We start from the raw sequence: 15,751 nt of genomic DNA, 5'->3' as shown, positions 1-15,751 counted from the left end.
GACACGACTACTGTGCTTGAACGCGAAGTTCAGCAGATGAACGGCTACGATGACCTAATAAGGTTTTAACATCAGTTGCCGTAGGTTTAACTAATTTAAATCGCGGTGCGTAGGCATCAAAGTCAGCTAAGATTTCTTGAGCACGCGCACTGCCGGTTTCATCAAAATGTTGGTTAATAATACCGCGTAAATGTTCTTGATGAATTGTCAGGTTGCTTATCGGTAATAACTCGATTGACTCACCATTTAAACGAACATCTAAATCGCCAGACTCATCAAATACATAAGCAAAACCACCGGTCATTCCTGCACCAAAGTTTACCCCAACTTGACCTAGAATAGTTACTATGCCGCCGGTCATGTATTCACAAGCGTGATCACCAGTACCTTCAATTACCGCATGAGCCCCTGAGTTACGCACTGCAAAGCGTTCACCTGCACGCCCACAACCATAAAGTCTGCCGCCAGTTGCGCCATATAAACAAGTATTACCCATGATCATCGTTTGATGACTTAAATACTCAACACCTTTTGGTGGTTTAATTGTCAACTTGCCGCCAGTCATCCCTTTACCAACATAATCATTAGCATCACCTGTGAGGGTCATTTCTAAGCCACCAGCATTCCAGACACCAAAGCTTTGGCCTGCCGTGCCATTAAGATGGATTTTAATTGGAGAAGACGCCATACCTTGGTCGCCATGATGACGAGCAATTTCACCTGATAATGAAGCACCCACAGAGCGATCGGTATTTTGTATTGTAAAACGGAATTCGCCACCTTTACGATGTGATACAGCATCAGTACACGTGGCCAGAATCTCTTTATTCAAAACGCCCTTATCAAACGGGTTATTATTTTCTGTTTGATAAAGAGCCGTATCAGCACCCGCAACAACCGGGGCAATAATGGGTGACAAGTCTAATTTTTGTTGCTTAGCTGTTAAGCCCGTAAGCTGCACTAATAAGTCGGTTCGACCAATTACTGCGGTTAAGCTTTCAACCCCTAATCGCGCTAAAATTTCACGAACATCATGAGCAATAAACTTAAAGTAGTTCATGACTTGCTCAGGGAGACCTTTGAAGAATTTTTCACGCAATACATCGTCTTGCGTCGCAACACCTGTCGCACAATTGTTTAAATGGCAGATACGGAGGAATTTACAACCCAGTGTCACCATTGGTGCAGTACCAAAGCCAAAGCTTTCTGCGCCTAAAATGGCTGCTTTAACAATATCGATACCGGTTTTTAATCCGCCATCAACCTGTAAACGTACTTTATGGCGTAAACCGTTAGTCACTAATGACTGATGGGCTTCAGCTAAACCTAACTCCCAAGGACAACCCGCATATTTTACTGAACTTAGTGGGCTAGCAGCTGTACCACCGTCGTAACCTGAAATGGTAATAAAATCAGCGTAAGCTTTAGCAACACCAGAAGCAATTGTTCCAACACCTGGTCCTGAAACGAGTTTCACTGAAATAACCGCTTTAGGGTTTACTTGTTTCAAATCGAAAATAAGCTGAGCTAAATCTTCAATTGAATAGATGTCGTGATGTGGAGGTGGAGAAATTAGCGTAACACCCGGTACTGAAAAGCGTAACTTAGCAATTAAGGGTGACACTTTATCACCGGGTAATTGACCACCTTCACCGGGTTTTGCGCCTTGTGCAACTTTAATTTGTAGTACATCAGCATTCACTAAATAGTGTGGTGTGACGCCAAAGCGACCAGAAGCGATTTGTTTAATACGTGAATTTTTTACTGTACCAAAACGACGTTCATCTTCACCCCCTTCACCAGAATTTGAATAACCGCCTAAACGGTTCATGGCGATAGCCAAGGCTTCATGAGCTTCGGGGCTCAATGCACCAATTGACATAGCTGCACTGTCGAAGCGTTTGAACATTTCAGTTTCAGGTTCTACCTTACTGATATCAATTGACTGGGCATCTTCTTTAAAACCCAATAAGTCACGTAACGTCGCCACTGGGCGGTTATTTACGTGATCAGCAAACAGGCGATAATCAGCGTAATCGCCTGACTTAACTGCTTTTTGTAAGTAGGTCACAACATCAGGATTAAAAGCGTGATATTCACCCCCGTGTACATATTTGAGTAACCCGCCGTGATTGACTTTCTGATGCGCTAAAAAGGCTTTGCGCGAAAGGTTGATGTTGTCTTGTTCTATATCTGAAAAATCAGCACCCTGAATACGACTTGGTAAATCAGGGAAACACAACTGCATAATATTTTGATGCAAACCAATCACTTCAAATAAACCCGCACAACGATAGCTGGCAATAGTTGAAATGCCCATTTTAGATAATATTTTTAATAAGCCTTTATTGATGCCATCGCGATAGTTCATTACGGCTTGGCGAGCGGTTAACTCAATTTGTCCTTGGTCAACTAATTGTTCAATGGTTTCAAAAGCAAGGTAAGGGTAAACAGCAGTTGCGCCAAGCCCCAGCAGCACTGCAAAATGATGAGAGTCCCTTGCTGCTGCTGTTTCAACAATAATATTAGAGTCACAACGCAGTTGTGTTTCAACTAAACGTTGTTGCACGGCACCCACTGCCATAGCGGCGGGTATAGGTAACATACCCTTATGAATTTGACGATCTGAAAGTACCAAAATAACGGTGTTCATATCACGAACCAATGTCTCCGCTTCATCACATAATCGAATAATTGCCGCTTCTAAACCTTCTTCTTTATCGTAATTTAATGTCAGCGTGTCGCTGCGATAATGTTCAGGGTCAAGGTTTCGTAGTTGCTTTAAACCTGTATACATAAGTATAGGGGTTTCAAATAAGATGCGGTTAGCATGACCGGTGGTTTCGTTAAAAACATTATGCTCGCGGCCGATACAGGTACCCAGTGACATAACGTAGCGTTCACGTAATGGGTCAATAGGCGGGTTTGTTACCTGTGCAAACTGTTGACGGAAATAGTCAAAAATTGTGCGAGGCTGGCTTGAAAGTACAGCCATTGGAGTATCGTCACCCATAGAACCTGTTGCTTCCATGCCATTTTCAGCTAATGTTTTAACAATCTGATGGATCTCTTCATAGCTGTAATTGAACATTTTATGGTATTGCGAAATAGCTTGATCGTCAAAAACACGCTTACCAATGAGCTCAGCATCTAGTTGATGAAAAGGTATCAAGCGTTGTGTGTTTTTATCTAACCATTCACGGTAAGGATGACGAACTTTTAATTCTTCATCAATATCGCTAGAGGTAAATATTTTTCCAGTGTAAGTATCAATAGCAAGCATTTCGCCGGGGCCAACACGCCCTTTTTCAACCACTTCATCTTCACCGTAATCCCAAATACCAACTTCAGAGGCTAAGGTAATGAAGCCATCACGAGTAATAACATAACGAGCAGGGCGTAAGCCATTTCTATCTAAATTACAGGCAACATGGCGACCATTGGTCACCACAACACCTGCAGGGCCATCCCATGGTTCCATATGCATAGAGTTAAATTCGTAAAATGCTTTTAAATTTTCATCCATTAACGGGCTATTTTGCCAAGCTGGGGGCATTAATAAACGCATACCACGGTATAAGTCCATGCCACCAGCAATGAATAATTCCAACATGTTATCTAAGGATGATGAATCAGAGCCACTTTCGTTAACAAACGGGGCAGCGTCTTGTAAGTCAGGTAATAAAGGTGATTTGAATATGTGTGTACGTGCTCGACTCCACTGGCGATTACCTTTAATTGTGTTAATTTCACCATTATGTGCTAGGTAACGAAAAGGTTGCGCTAAGTACCATTGGGGTGATGTGTTGGTTGAAAAGCGTTGATGAAATACACAAATTGCGGTTTGCATGCGGATATCAGCAAGATCTAAATAAAAATTCGGTAAATCTACAGGCATCATTAAGCCTTTATAGATAGTGACCAAACACGATAAACTTGCCACATAAAAAACGCTATCATCAATACGTTTTTCTGCTCGACGACGTGCCATATATAAACGGCGCTCTAAATCTCGATTTCTCCAACCAGGAGGAGCGTCAACAAAGACCTGCTCTATTTGTGGCATATTATTTACTGCCGTTTCACCTAATATTGAGGTATCAGTTGGCACTATGCGCCAACCAATTAAGGTCAGCGTTTCACGCGCTAACTCTTCTTCAAGAATTTTTTTACTTAAAGCCGCTTGAATCGGATCAGGATTGAGGAAAATCATTCCTACAGCGTATTTTCTGCCAAGCTTCCAGTTGTTCTCTTCAGCAATAGCTCGAAAGAAAGTATCGGGTTTTTGCATTAACAAACCACAACCGTCGCCCGTTTTACCATCGGCAGCAATACCACCACGATGTTGCATACGGTCAAGGGCATGAATGGCCGTTTTTACAAGTTTATGGCTGGCCTCACCTTGTTGGTGAGCAATTAAGCCAAATCCGCAGTTGTCTTTCTGAACGCTGTGATCGTAAAGCATGATGTTATTTTCTCCTCAAGAAATAACCACTTAAGCACAGAGAATATAAAGAAAGAATAAAGTTATACAAAAATTGCATAAATACTCTGTTTTCACTTAAGTGGAACCTTTCACATTAAACACTTATCGCTAAAAGGTCAATCAAAATAGAGTATTTGCTCGTAGTTTTTTTACATGACTCTAGACCTATGTTTTAAATCAATATTATGTGATTATGTTAAATTTATTGACTTTTTGTAGAATTTTAAGCGCTAATCTCAATTGTTATAAGCGAGTTGAGAATGATTTATGTTTACTTTGTTGTAATTTAATTACATTTTTGTTTTTGTTAATAATAAATATGAGCAAACTACGTGGTGAATATTATTCATTTTTTATTCAGTAGTGTGTGTGGGGCGTAACGACAGGATTAAATATCAGACATAAAAAAGCCAGCATTAATTACTGGCTTTAAAGTTATATTGCAATTTTTTTCAAAAACAATGGCTTATGGTTGGTAGCCACCTTCAACACCTTTTGTCGTAATACTTACCGCGTCGTGGGCATGTAAAGATTCAAGGTGATTAATGCGAAGCCAAAAGTCGTCATATTCAGGCGTGTTATTCATTGCGTGCTGTAAACGGCGAGCGGCGTCCTCACAAAACATTAAATTTTGACCATTCAAACGGGCAAATTCTTGCTCATCTTCTCGTTTAACTGCCGCTTGAACAGGCGTTTTTAAGCAGTCTTCAATGATATCGACTAAAGCGGTAATCGGAAATTCATTAGTATTGGTATTTAGCTTAACTTTTAATTCAGCCACTGAACGTTGGCTATGAGGTGTGGCAACAATCCCTTCGGTCGTTCCAAGCCACTCGTGAATAGCATCTAAATCAGCTTGTTGATCGTTAAACTTTTCTTTAAAAGCTTTTTGAATTAATTGTCGAGCAAGAGCTGCAGAGCAAGGACAAGTAGACGAATATCTAACATCAACAGCAAGCTCAATATCAAGCTTTCCTTTATTTAAGCGGCCCGTTAATGTAACAGGGTATGCTTTCCAGCCTTGTTTACCACTTATTAGTGATTTTCTTCTTAGGTGATAATCGAAACGAAACTGTACTTTTGCATTATCACTCAGGTCATTATGACTGCTGATGAAAGCGTCAAGTAAAGTAACTAAGCTTTGAAAGTCTAAAGTATTACTGGTAGAAAGTTCGTCAAGTAACAAATACAAACGAGACATATGAATGCCTTTTGCTTGTGGTTCTTTTAAGTTTACAAACGCGTCAACAAAAGCAGAAACCATCCGCTCATTCTCACCTTGCGAAGCAACCATTATGGGCATTTCTATATTACTCATTCCAACCCAATCGAGCGTTCCTTCGGTTTGAGCGGTGGTGTGGTTGGCGATATCAGGCATTAATGTGGACATTTCTACTCCAGAGTTTCTAACACGCTATGTAAAGGGCTTTTTGAAACTTCAGTACATAACAAACTTATTAAGGGCGCGTATTCTAACGTATATTTGGTTGCAGATATAGCGGCAGTTCTTTTTTAAGTACCTTAGGTACATAAGTTACTGAAAGACTGTGTATTCATGAGGTTTTCTGTTTGTTAAGAATTTTTAAATCAATGTAAATGAAAGACATTTGTTTAATGACATCGCTGTTCATCTTGTTACAATGAATGATATTACGCCGCTATAAATATAATTAAAGGTAGGATTTGTGAATAATATCGAACCGTTAGATGTTAATTTATTAGAGGGATATTTAGATAGTTTAGGCCAAGATATCCTTCAACAAATGTTGGATTTATATATCCAGCAATCAAAGACCTATATTGAAGAAATAACTGATGCTTTTGAAAAAAAGTCACAAGATTTATGGCAAGCACGATGTCATAAAATGAAGGGTGCTACAGGCAGTGTTGGTTTGTTGGCCACTCATGCGAAGCTTGTTGCGGTAGAAAAAATTTCAGGGCAATGGTCAGAAAAGTCAATACATATTTCTGAGTTAATTGACCTTAATAAACAAGCGATTACCGCTTTTAAAACATGGTTAGCATCAAAGTAAATTATTGTCTTAAACAACTAAAAAGGGGAAGCAATTATTGCTTCCCCTTTTTAGTTGTTTATTATTTAATTGCTTAATCTACAGAGCCAATAAAGCGATATCCTTCACCGTGAATGGTGTTAATTAATTCAGGCGCATCAGGTATTGACTCAAAATGTTTGCGTAGGCGTCTAATCGTTACATCAACAGTGCGATCATTTGAACGAAGGTCACGACCTGTCATTTCTTTAATGAGTTGCTGGCGAGTGACAATCTGGCCTGTATTTTCAATTAACAAGCGTAATGCACGATACTCGCCACGCGGTATCGCTAAAACCTGTCCGTCAGGAGCGGTCATTTTTCTTGAATTGCCATCAAGTGACCATTCGTTAAAAGTGATCACTGCTTTTTCAACTTCATTCTTTGTTTGACCAATACGATTAAGAATATTTCGCGCGCGTATCGTTAGTTCACGGGGATTAAACGGTTTCGTTAAATAGTCATCAGCACCAATTTCTAACCCCAGTATCTTATCTATATCACTGTCACGACCAGTTAGGAATATTAAACCTAGTTCATTGTTGCTGGTGAGTTCCCTCGCCAATAACAAACCATTTTTACCTGGAAGATTAATATCCATAATGACTAGATTAATTGTGTTTTTTTGTAGCTGAGTATCCATGCTCTCACCGTCGGTAGCCTCAGAGACTTGATAGCCTTCGGCTTCAAATAAGTTACGTAGGTTAAAGCGTGTAACATCTTCGTCTTCTACGATAAGTATGTGAGGTTTTTGCATGTTTTTTTTCCACTCTTTATGTATTTGGCAATAATGTTTACTGTATGTTAGTTATAGCTGAGAATTATATTAACGCTATGTTACTAATGCTGATTTTGTTAATTATTTATACAATTAATTGTATGGTATAGAACCACTAACTAAAAAACAATCAAGATTATGAGTTTCTTCATTTTCAACAATAATTTATATGACTACCTTTAGTCTTTTTACATGACTTGTATTGGGATAATTATTTTGAAATTGACACCACTTTCAACATCACTAATAAAGGATATCTTTCCACCTAAAGCCTGTGTCACTAAATTATAAACCAGGTGTAAACCTAAACCACTGCCACCAGAACCCCGTTTTGTTGTGGTGAAGGGCTCAAAAATTTTATTCATTATAGAAGGCTCAATACCTCTGCCGTCATCTTGGTAGTTAATTGTTAGCATATTGCTATCAATACTGACTTGTATATATATCGAACCATATTTTCGTTGATCAAATCCATGGGTAATAGAATTTTGTATTAAATTAATAATAATTTGATTAATTGGACCAGGTTTACTTTTAATCATAAGTTCGCTTGGACAGTCGACATTTATAATAAAAGGTAATTTTTTAATTTGTGGAGCTAAAGTCAATAAAATTTCGTCAAGCAAATTTTTGATGTTAAACGAACGAGCTTCTTCACTTGATTGGTCAACCGCAACTTTTTTGAAACTAGATATTAATGTTGCTGCACGTTTTAAATTGCGATAAATAATGGCAGTATTCTCTTCGCCCTCAATGAGAAACTTTTTCAATTGACTAGATTTTAAGGTTTTATCATCAAAAGCTTTTTTGATTTCTAATAGGCGATCCGATAATAATGTTGAAGCGGTAACACCTAAACCTATTGGGGTATTTACTTCATGCGCTACACCCGCAACCATATCTCCTAATGAAGCCATTTTTTCACTTTCAACAAGTTGCCCTTGAAACTGGTGCAGTTTTTCTAATGTAGACAGCAATTCATGGTTTGAATCTTTTAAGGCTTGGGTGCGTTTATTTACTTTATCTTCAAGATCTTTATTTTGTTGATAAGTAAGCTGTTTGGCATCTGATAAATTCGCTAATTGTGTCTCAGCTCTGTTAAGTAAAATGTTTATATTGAGTGCAAGAATATCAAGTTCTTTAAAAGGCATTTGCCCAATACGTAAATTGAATCTTTTATGTTTTGAAATATCTTGTATCTTATTTGCCATATCTGACATAGGAATAGTGATAAAGCGGTTAAGTATTATTGTCAATAAAAGTGTCACGATAATAAGCATGAAAATAATGACGCTATAGCGTAAGAACATATTGTTTTTTATGCGTTTAATATAGTCAGTACTGACTTGTATATAAACGTAGCCAACTTTTTTATCTTGCTGGGTGACCGGGACCATAAGCTCTATAATATGAGCACTTATCTTTGCGGAAGATAACTCCACTATTTTATCTGTTTTTTTGAGTATAGGAGAGCTCATACTTTTATTATAGTTCGCAAAAAAAACTATGCCTTCAGGCTCAGGGGATAGTTTATAAATATGAATGTGGCTAATATAAGGGACAGATTTGAGCATTGACAAATAATGATTAATCAATCGGGTTTCATTATTAACAAGATTGGTACTGTTAGCATTTGCGATAAGCTCAGCCCAATATTTTGTGTTAGTTGCCGCGTCTTTTTTTGTATCTTCAATAAATAAATTAGCGATGATAAAAGAAGAAAGAGTAACAAACAATACAATGAAACCGATGTTCATAATCATCAGTTTTCTCTTTAATGAGTGAATGTGTTTCATTTTTTCCATACTTTTATAGTAACTTAAATTTTATATTGAGCAATTAAATTGAACAATGATAAAGCGAGAAACCTTTTTGCTTAGCTAAAATTTGTGTTCTGCCAATCGCTTCTTCCATTATTGGTTGATAACGTAAAAAACTATTAGCAACAACAATTACTTGTCCTTTGGGCTTTAAATGAGGTTTTATTTTTGATAGAAATGTTTCAGTTGCTTGATAATTTGTTTTTAGCCCTTGATGAAAGGGAGGATTTGAAATAACGAAGTCGTACTTGTCTTTAACTTCAGATAGACTGTTTGATGGAAAAATGTGACCCGTTAAATTATTTAATTTTAAGGTTGCCTGGGCTGAATATAAAGCTAACGCATTAACATCAAGTAAATGTAAATCGATACCGGGGAATAGTTTGCCAAAGTAACTTGCGATAACACCGGCACCACATCCAAAATCGAGCAGTTTACCTGTTACCTTTTTAGGTATATTTTCTAATAAAACTTGTGTTCCGATATCAAGACCGTTTTGACTGAATACACCCGGTAATGCGACCACGTCTATAAGGGTATTTTTAATCGTAAATGAGTATGGTTTTAACCAGTTTTCTAAAATAAACGTTTCTTGTGTCGCCAGTAAATTGGCCGCAAATAATAAGCAATGGCGAGCAGCATCAATTTTTGCACAATCTCCAAGCTGTTCGCGAGTTAGTTTTTCTAAAGATTTAATGCCACTTTTATTTTCGCCGATAACTAATATTAAGCAATCTTTCGATACGACACTTGCAATCATCGCTAGGGTAAAGGTTAACTCCGCCTTACTTTTAGGGAATTGAACAATAACTAAATCGTGTTCAATATCACTTTGATAACAGGCACTAAATACAGCGTTCATTTGAGATAGTTGCAGCTGTTTAGCTTGTAAATGAAATTGATAATTAGTGTTGTAACATGTCATCAACGCGTTGGGGTGAAGTGAGTGGTATTCTTCAAAAAAATCGTCAACAGGTAAATTAATAAATAAAGGGGCTTTTGCCGGCAGTAAGTCGGTATTACGTAGCAGTAATTGATTGATGTTATCTAACAAAGTGATTCTCAAATGATTTGATTATGACGTTAATAATAATACGGTTTAAATGATAAATTAATTAACGGTATTTTATACGCTTAACGACAAGATATGTTTATAATGTCGCCATTCTACGTGAATATTATAATCATGTCAGAAACGGCAATAATAAATTTGAAAAACACCATATAATATTGAGGGAGAGGAGTATTTTTACTAAAATTTTTACTTGGTTTAAAGTGAGATTGATACGCAGTGACAAGCGAGCATGGGTGTTAAAACTTCGTTATTTTACTGTACCTAACTGGTTTAGAAAAACGCCTGTTGCCGAAGTTTATTTAGCACTTAACGACCCTTATAGCTTTATGCTTATTCAAGTGCTGCCTGAGTTAGAACAACGCTTTAATATTCAATTTAAACTGTTTTTAGTTTACGAAAGTGTGCCAGGGGTGACAATAGATCCAAAATTAATGCGTACTTGGGCGATTAAAGACGCTAACTTTATTGCTGATCAATATCAACTCAAAAAAATAACGCAAAAACCTACACAAGAATCACTCTTTACTGGTCAGCAAATGTGGCAATTGCGACCTAAAACATTAGATAATGCATGGCAGCTTTTCCAGGAAACGTGGTTTAATGAATTTGATTATTATTATCACGCTTCTACGCCGGTAATTAATTATCAAATTAAAAATTTAATGCGTTTGGTTAAAAAAGGTCATTATTTACCTTCTTCGATTTTCATTGCAGGCCAATGGTTTGTTGGTATCGATAGACTTGAGCATTTAGAAAAACGTTTGGCTGATTTTGGCTTAGCAAAAGATAACAGTACTGCTGTTTATCAAAAAAACAAACTCGTATTTGCCGAGCAGTCAACGAAAGAAATTATTACAGATAACGCTGGCAACCATACGCTAGAGGTTTTTATTTCATTGCGAAGCCCTTATTCTTATATTGGGTTATTACAAGCAGAGAAGTTAAGTCAGCATTATAATATACCGTTAAAAATAAAGCCTTTATTACCGTTGGTTATGCGCGGATTAACGATTACAGAAAACAAAGAGCGTTATGCTGTTTTTGACGCCAGTCGTGAAGCCAAGAAGCTTAATATTCCTTTTACAGGAATCACCGATCCTTTAGGGCAAGGTATTTTTAATGCTTTTCAAATTTTTTCCTATGCAGAGCAACAAAATAAAGATCTCGCTTTCATTAAGTCTGCGTTTAACGCTATATATGTTAACGGCTTAGACTTATCGCATAAATCGGTGATCGAATCTTTGTGTCAACAGCATGCATTAAATTATGATGAAGCATTAGCATACAATAATGCACATGATTGGCAACAATGGTCTGACTTTAACCAAAGCACAATAGACAGTATGGGATTATGGGGCGCTCCATGTTTTCGTTTTCAAAATGTGACTTGTTGGGGGCAGGACCGTTTGGCACAAATAGAGCAAGCGATTATTGCCTCATAAGATATAATATATCAGTATGACACCTATTTATACGCCTGTTGACTCAACATTAGAATAAATGTTCTAATGTTGTTGTCCTGAATTCAATAACGTCGTTGCTTGGTTTTTTACACAAGCAAGGCTGAATGATAAAGGGTCAGAAGAGGAGCATTAACCAGGTAGTTATCATAAAGAGATCAAACTCTGACGATTGATAATGAGGGGGATTAATGCCGAGGTAAATGAATTTTTGATAATTTATTTATCGGTTGTTTGGGTTGAATCCTAGCAATTGTCACCAATTTGGTGGAGAGCTTCTGGCCTTTGTAAAGCCAATGCTCACCAATGAAGTGATTATTATTTTGGCTGCTACAAACGCCTAAAAGTTCTCCGAACGAACAGAGTTCGAGAGAAATGAATCAAATAAAACATTCAAAAAATATTAGCTTAAACGCTACCCCAACACTCCATCATTCTATTTTATGGACCGCTTTAATGACGCCATTACTTGATGGCGTTGAAATCGCCCCTACTCGCCTAAAAAAAATAGCCATTAGCCCGTCTGATGTTGCTAATAGCATTTTGCTACTTGCATGTAACGTTTGGCAACATACAAGGCTTGAATACCTCCAACCTTTACTTGCTGGCAATAGCCACGGGTTACTTCAACATCAGAAAAACTTACTTGCCAAGCTTTTTCAAGTCGCAAGGGCAACCTCAATTAAAAAAGGTATACCACCAAAGATAATGATCTTAATGCGCTGTTAGCGTTAAAAAATTATTAATCAACAACATAAGCATCAAGCTAAATATTCCCTTTAAAAATTTAATTAAGAGTAATTCAAAATGAATTGGCAAGAAACGTTAATACAGTTAGAAGCAGGTACGGTACGAGCAGCAAATCAAGACGAGCATGGTCACTGGCAGGCTAATGTCGCGGTAAAAGAAGCGATATTATCAGCATTTAAAGCGGGAGAAAATATTGCTTTTGAAGGTGTTTATAAAGGCTTTGTTGATAAACATAACTTGCCTGCACGTGAATTTACTACTGATGATAAAGTACGATTAGTGCCCGGTGGTTCATCAGTTCGCCGGGGTGCTCATGTTGCAGCTGGTGTGATTATTATGCCACCAGCTTATATTAATGTGGGGGCTTTTGTTGATACCGGAACTATGATTGACAGTCATGCATTAATTGGTTCGTGTGCTCAAATTGGTAAAAATGTACACGTGTCAGCTGCGGTTCAAATTGGCGGTGTTTTAGAGCCTGTCGGAGCTAGCCCTGTGATCATTGAAGACGGCGCTTTTTTAAGTGCTGGTGTGGTAATTGTTGAAGGCCTAGTCGTGAAAAAAGGGGCAGTTTTAGCGCCAGGTGTTTCACTTTCAGCGTCAGTGCCTGTTTACGATTGTGTCAATCAGGTCATGCTTGAAAAAGGTGCTGACATTCCTGAGCGAGCTGTTGTCGTTCCGGGTACGCGACCAGTTTCCGGCGAATGGGCTAAATCACAGGGGTTGAATATGGCTTGTGCATTAATCGTTAAATACCGTGATGAAAAAAGTAATGCATCGTTAGAACTTGAATCAATTTTACGTTAAGCAATAGCAGATAAAATAGGAATATCATGGCTGAATTAGTGAATAGTGCCCATTGTTTTGATTCTCCCGCAGCGATTGAATTAATTGCTGCGTTAAAAGAACAACACCCTGAAAGTGCCGAACAGGCTGGTTACTTTGTTTATCATCTGGATGCGCTAAAAGCTCATTTGGCAGAACTGCAACGCCAAGATGTGATCAAACTATGGTTTGCGGTAAAAGCGAACCCGTTATCTACCATCATTCAAACCTTAGACGGTGCTGGTTTTAATTTTGATGTGGCGAGCACTGGCGAATTAAGCCAAGTGTTAAAACAGGGAGTTGCACCTGAACGTATCTTAAATACCGGCCCCGCAAAATCTAAAGCTCAAATAACGTCATTTATTGATCAAGGTGTTAATGTTTTTGTGGCTGAAAGTTTGAATCAATTAATTTGGTTAAATGAAGCGGCCATTGAAAGTAAGGTTAAGCCACAAGTTTTACTGCGCGTGCAGTTGCAATGGCCAGAGGGTGACAAAAATCCTTTAGGGGGGAATAGCCTAACGCCTTTCGGTTTATCGGTAGCGCAATGGCAAAGTATTCGCGTGACTGATTTTCCTGATATTGAAATTTGTGGTCTTCATATTTTTCAATGGGGCAATATGCTCAGCAATGAAAAAATGTTTTCATTGTGGTCACAAATGGTACCGCCATTAAAGCAATTAGCTGATGATATTGGTATGGCACTGAAAATATTAGATTTAGGGGGAGGTTTAGGCATCGATTATTTGCAGCAAGGCGCTACGCTGTCTTGGCCGCAAATATTGATTGATCTCGCTATAATAAAACAACAAGCAGGTGTTGAAGAGTTATGGTTAGAGTTGGGACGCTTTGCGGTAGCTGAATGTGGTTATTACGTAGCACCGGTTGTTGATAGAAAGGTAAATTATGGCCAAGAGCAATTAGTATTGGCGGCAGGCATTAATCATTTATTGCGCCCAGCAATTACTGAACAGCCTTTTCCGGTAGATTTACTCCGAACGTCTTCACATGAAAAGCAGTTGTTCGACATTCATGGTCCGTTATGTACGAGCATGGACAAACTGGGCAAACACGCTTTACCTGCTGACGTCTCTGTTCACGATCCACTTATTTTTGGTTATTGTGGAGCATACGGTTTTACTGAAAGCATGCCGTTCTTTCTTTGTCATCATATCGCGGCGGAATATGTTTTTAGTCAAGGGAAGTTAATTGAAATAAGAGCGTCACAACCTGCTGATTGGTATTTACGGTAGCGTTAAACCAATGAGTTTAAGACTTAAGATAAAGTGAAAATTATGAACGAAATAAAAAAAGAAGTTATGCATGTCGGTGAAATGGCCAGTGGCGCTGCGCTCACCGTTCCAGTTTATCGCATAAAAGGGCATTGTGATGCACCCAGTGTCTATATTCAAGCGAATATGCACGGCGCAGAAGTGCAAGGCAATGCGGTTATTTTTCAATTATTAGAATTATTACATAACACTCAAATTAACGGCGATATTACGTTAGTACCATATGCGAACCCTGTTGCGTGTAACCATAAAAATGGCGAATACACACTAGGTAGGTTTGATCCCATCACGGGTGTGAATTGGAATAGAATGTATCATTTTGATGAAAGTATTATTAAACCATTCGTGCGTGAGTGTATCGGTAAATCAAACCAAGTTATTGAAGCTAATTTCAAAAAATTGATGATCGAAAGTATTGAAGAAAAACTTAACCATAATATTTATGGGCTAACGACCGGACAACGCATTGCTTATCAATTACAGCGTTTAGCACATCAAGCTGACTACGTTTTAGACTTACATACCGGCCCTATTTCAAGTAAACATTTATACTGCCCTGAATATGCACAAGACAGTGCCAAATACTTTGATATTCCACATACATTATTAATTCCTAATGACTTTGATGGTGCCTTAGATGAAGCAACATTCTGCCCATGGTGGTCATTACAAGATGCTTTTGCTGAATTAGGTATCGAATTTTCGATTAGTTCAGCGTCTATTAATAAAGAAAGCTTTACCGTTGAATTAGGCTCTCAAGAACAGATAGATCTTGATGTTGCGTTAGAAGATGCCAAAAGCATCATGAATTATTTACAGTATAAAGGGGTGATTATTACGACAGAATATCAGCCCAAAACGATGACGCGTTACGGCTGCTATTTAAAAGACTACAACGCTTTTTATTCGCCAATGGGCGGAATGGTCGATTATTTAGCTGAATTTGGCGAGCCTTTAGCTGCTGGTGAGCCGCTTGCGAGAATTCTTCGTATGGATAATTATGGTGATGGAGACCCGCTGCATTATATTTCACTTGATAAAGAAGTGATTCCAATCTTACATTTTGCCTCAGCGAGTGTGAACCAAGGCACAGAGTTATATAAAGTTTTTAGTGAGTATTTTAAATTAACAGTTTAAAAATAATGGCTGGTAGAATTTGATAACGAATTAAGTACTTTGAACCTAGATCTCATTTTTATAATTGCTATGTCAGT

11 protein-coding genes and 1 riboswitch are annotated in these 15,751 nt (G+C 38.0%); of the genes, 6 read left to right on the top strand and 5 right to left on the bottom strand.

Annotated elements, in window-relative coordinates; translation table 11 throughout:
• Positions 1–7: 7 nt before the first annotated feature.
• Together gltB and folE2 are read right to left on the bottom strand one after the other, a co-directional pair.
• Complete coding sequence (gltB, locus tag H4J52_RS15785) at positions 8–4,468, bottom strand: glutamate synthase large subunit (protein ID WP_182225170.1); 4,461 nt, start codon at positions 4,466–4,468, stop codon at positions 8–10.
• A 484-nt stretch (positions 4,469–4,952) separates the two neighbouring features.
• The gene (gene folE2, locus H4J52_RS15780) at positions 4,953–5,876 is read right to left on the bottom strand and encodes a GTP cyclohydrolase FolE2 (RefSeq protein ID WP_182182200.1); all 924 of its coding nucleotides are present in this window, start codon (positions 5,874–5,876) and stop codon (positions 4,953–4,955) included.
• A gap of 295 nt (positions 5,877–6,171) precedes the next feature.
• Between folE2 and H4J52_RS15775 the strand changes: the two genes are divergently transcribed.
• Positions 6,172–6,519 carry an Hpt domain-containing protein gene (locus H4J52_RS15775; protein ID WP_182182199.1) on the top strand — a complete coding sequence of 116 codons (348 nt, stop codon included), beginning with the start codon at positions 6,172–6,174 and terminating at the stop codon, positions 6,517–6,519.
• Positions 6,520–6,592: 73 nt separating this feature from the next.
• Here the strand turns inward: H4J52_RS15775 and arcA are convergent, their stop codons facing one another.
• The 3 genes from arcA to H4J52_RS15760 form a co-directional block, all read right to left on the bottom strand.
• Positions 6,593–7,294 carry a two-component system response regulator ArcA gene (gene arcA / locus H4J52_RS15770; RefSeq protein WP_182225141.1) on the bottom strand — a complete coding sequence of 234 codons (702 nt, stop codon included), beginning with the start codon at positions 7,292–7,294 and terminating at the stop codon, positions 6,593–6,595.
• A gap of 209 nt (positions 7,295–7,503) precedes the next feature.
• Positions 7,504–9,078: a sensor histidine kinase gene (locus H4J52_RS15765; protein WP_259367871.1), complete on the bottom strand. Its 1,575-nt coding sequence runs from the start codon at positions 9,076–9,078 to the stop codon at positions 7,504–7,506.
• A gap of 76 nt (positions 9,079–9,154) precedes the next feature.
• Positions 9,155–10,189: a methyltransferase gene (locus tag H4J52_RS15760; protein ID WP_259366667.1), complete on the bottom strand. Its 1,035-nt coding sequence runs from the start codon at positions 10,187–10,189 to the stop codon at positions 9,155–9,157.
• Between the two features lie 221 nt (positions 10,190–10,410).
• On the opposite strand from H4J52_RS15760, the gene H4J52_RS15755 reads away from it, so the two are divergent.
• The 5 genes from H4J52_RS15755 (at position 10,411) to H4J52_RS15735 (ending at position 15,674) form a co-directional block, all read left to right on the top strand.
• Positions 10,411–11,652, top strand: a complete 1,242-nt coding sequence (locus H4J52_RS15755) for a DsbA family protein (protein WP_182182196.1) — start codon at positions 10,411–10,413, stop codon at positions 11,650–11,652.
• Between the two features lie 132 nt (positions 11,653–11,784).
• Positions 11,785–11,956: riboswitch (Lysine riboswitch) on the top strand.
• Between the two features lie 89 nt (positions 11,957–12,045).
• Positions 12,046–12,399: a hypothetical protein gene (locus H4J52_RS15750; RefSeq protein ID WP_182225140.1), complete on the top strand. Its 354-nt coding sequence runs from the start codon at positions 12,046–12,048 to the stop codon at positions 12,397–12,399.
• 78 nt (positions 12,400–12,477) lie between these two features.
• On the top strand, positions 12,478–13,227 hold the full coding sequence (locus H4J52_RS15745) for a 2,3,4,5-tetrahydropyridine-2,6-dicarboxylate N-succinyltransferase (RefSeq protein WP_182182194.1): 750 nt from the start codon (positions 12,478–12,480) through the stop codon (positions 13,225–13,227).
• Between the two features lie 26 nt (positions 13,228–13,253).
• Complete coding sequence (locus H4J52_RS15740) at positions 13,254–14,498, top strand: PLP-dependent decarboxylase (RefSeq protein WP_182182193.1); 1,245 nt, start codon at positions 13,254–13,256, stop codon at positions 14,496–14,498.
• A 42-nt stretch (positions 14,499–14,540) separates the two neighbouring features.
• On the top strand, positions 14,541–15,674 hold the full coding sequence (locus H4J52_RS15735) for a succinylglutamate desuccinylase/aspartoacylase family protein (protein WP_182182192.1): 1,134 nt from the start codon (positions 14,541–14,543) through the stop codon (positions 15,672–15,674).
• The last annotated feature ends 77 nt before the right edge of the window (positions 15,675–15,751 follow it).

The organism is Colwellia sp. MB02u-14, from assembly GCF_014076915.1.
In the GTDB taxonomy this organism is placed as follows: Bacteria; Pseudomonadota; Gammaproteobacteria; order Enterobacterales; family Alteromonadaceae; genus Colwellia_A.
This window is presented reverse-complemented; position numbering and strand designations above follow the sequence as displayed.

Bases quoted from the DNA above. Each gene is read 5' to 3' on its own strand.
- folE2 (WP_182182200.1), bottom strand. From the start codon at position 5,876: ATGTCCACATTAATGCCTGATATCGCCAACCACACCACCGCTCAAACC.
- arcA (WP_182225141.1), bottom strand. From the start codon at position 7,294: ATGCAAAAACCTCACATACTTATCGTAGAAGACGAAGATGTTACACGC.
- H4J52_RS15765 (WP_259367871.1), bottom strand. From the start codon at position 9,078: ATGATTATGAACATCGGTTTCATTGTATTGTTTGTTACTCTTTCTTCT.
- H4J52_RS15750 (WP_182225140.1), top strand. From the start codon at position 12,046: ATGAATCAAATAAAACATTCAAAAAATATTAGCTTAAACGCTACCCCA.
- H4J52_RS15745 (WP_182182194.1), top strand. From the start codon at position 12,478: ATGAATTGGCAAGAAACGTTAATACAGTTAGAAGCAGGTACGGTACGA.
- H4J52_RS15740 (WP_182182193.1), top strand. From the start codon at position 13,254: ATGGCTGAATTAGTGAATAGTGCCCATTGTTTTGATTCTCCCGCAGCG.
- H4J52_RS15735 (WP_182182192.1), top strand. From the start codon at position 14,541: ATGAACGAAATAAAAAAAGAAGTTATGCATGTCGGTGAAATGGCCAGT.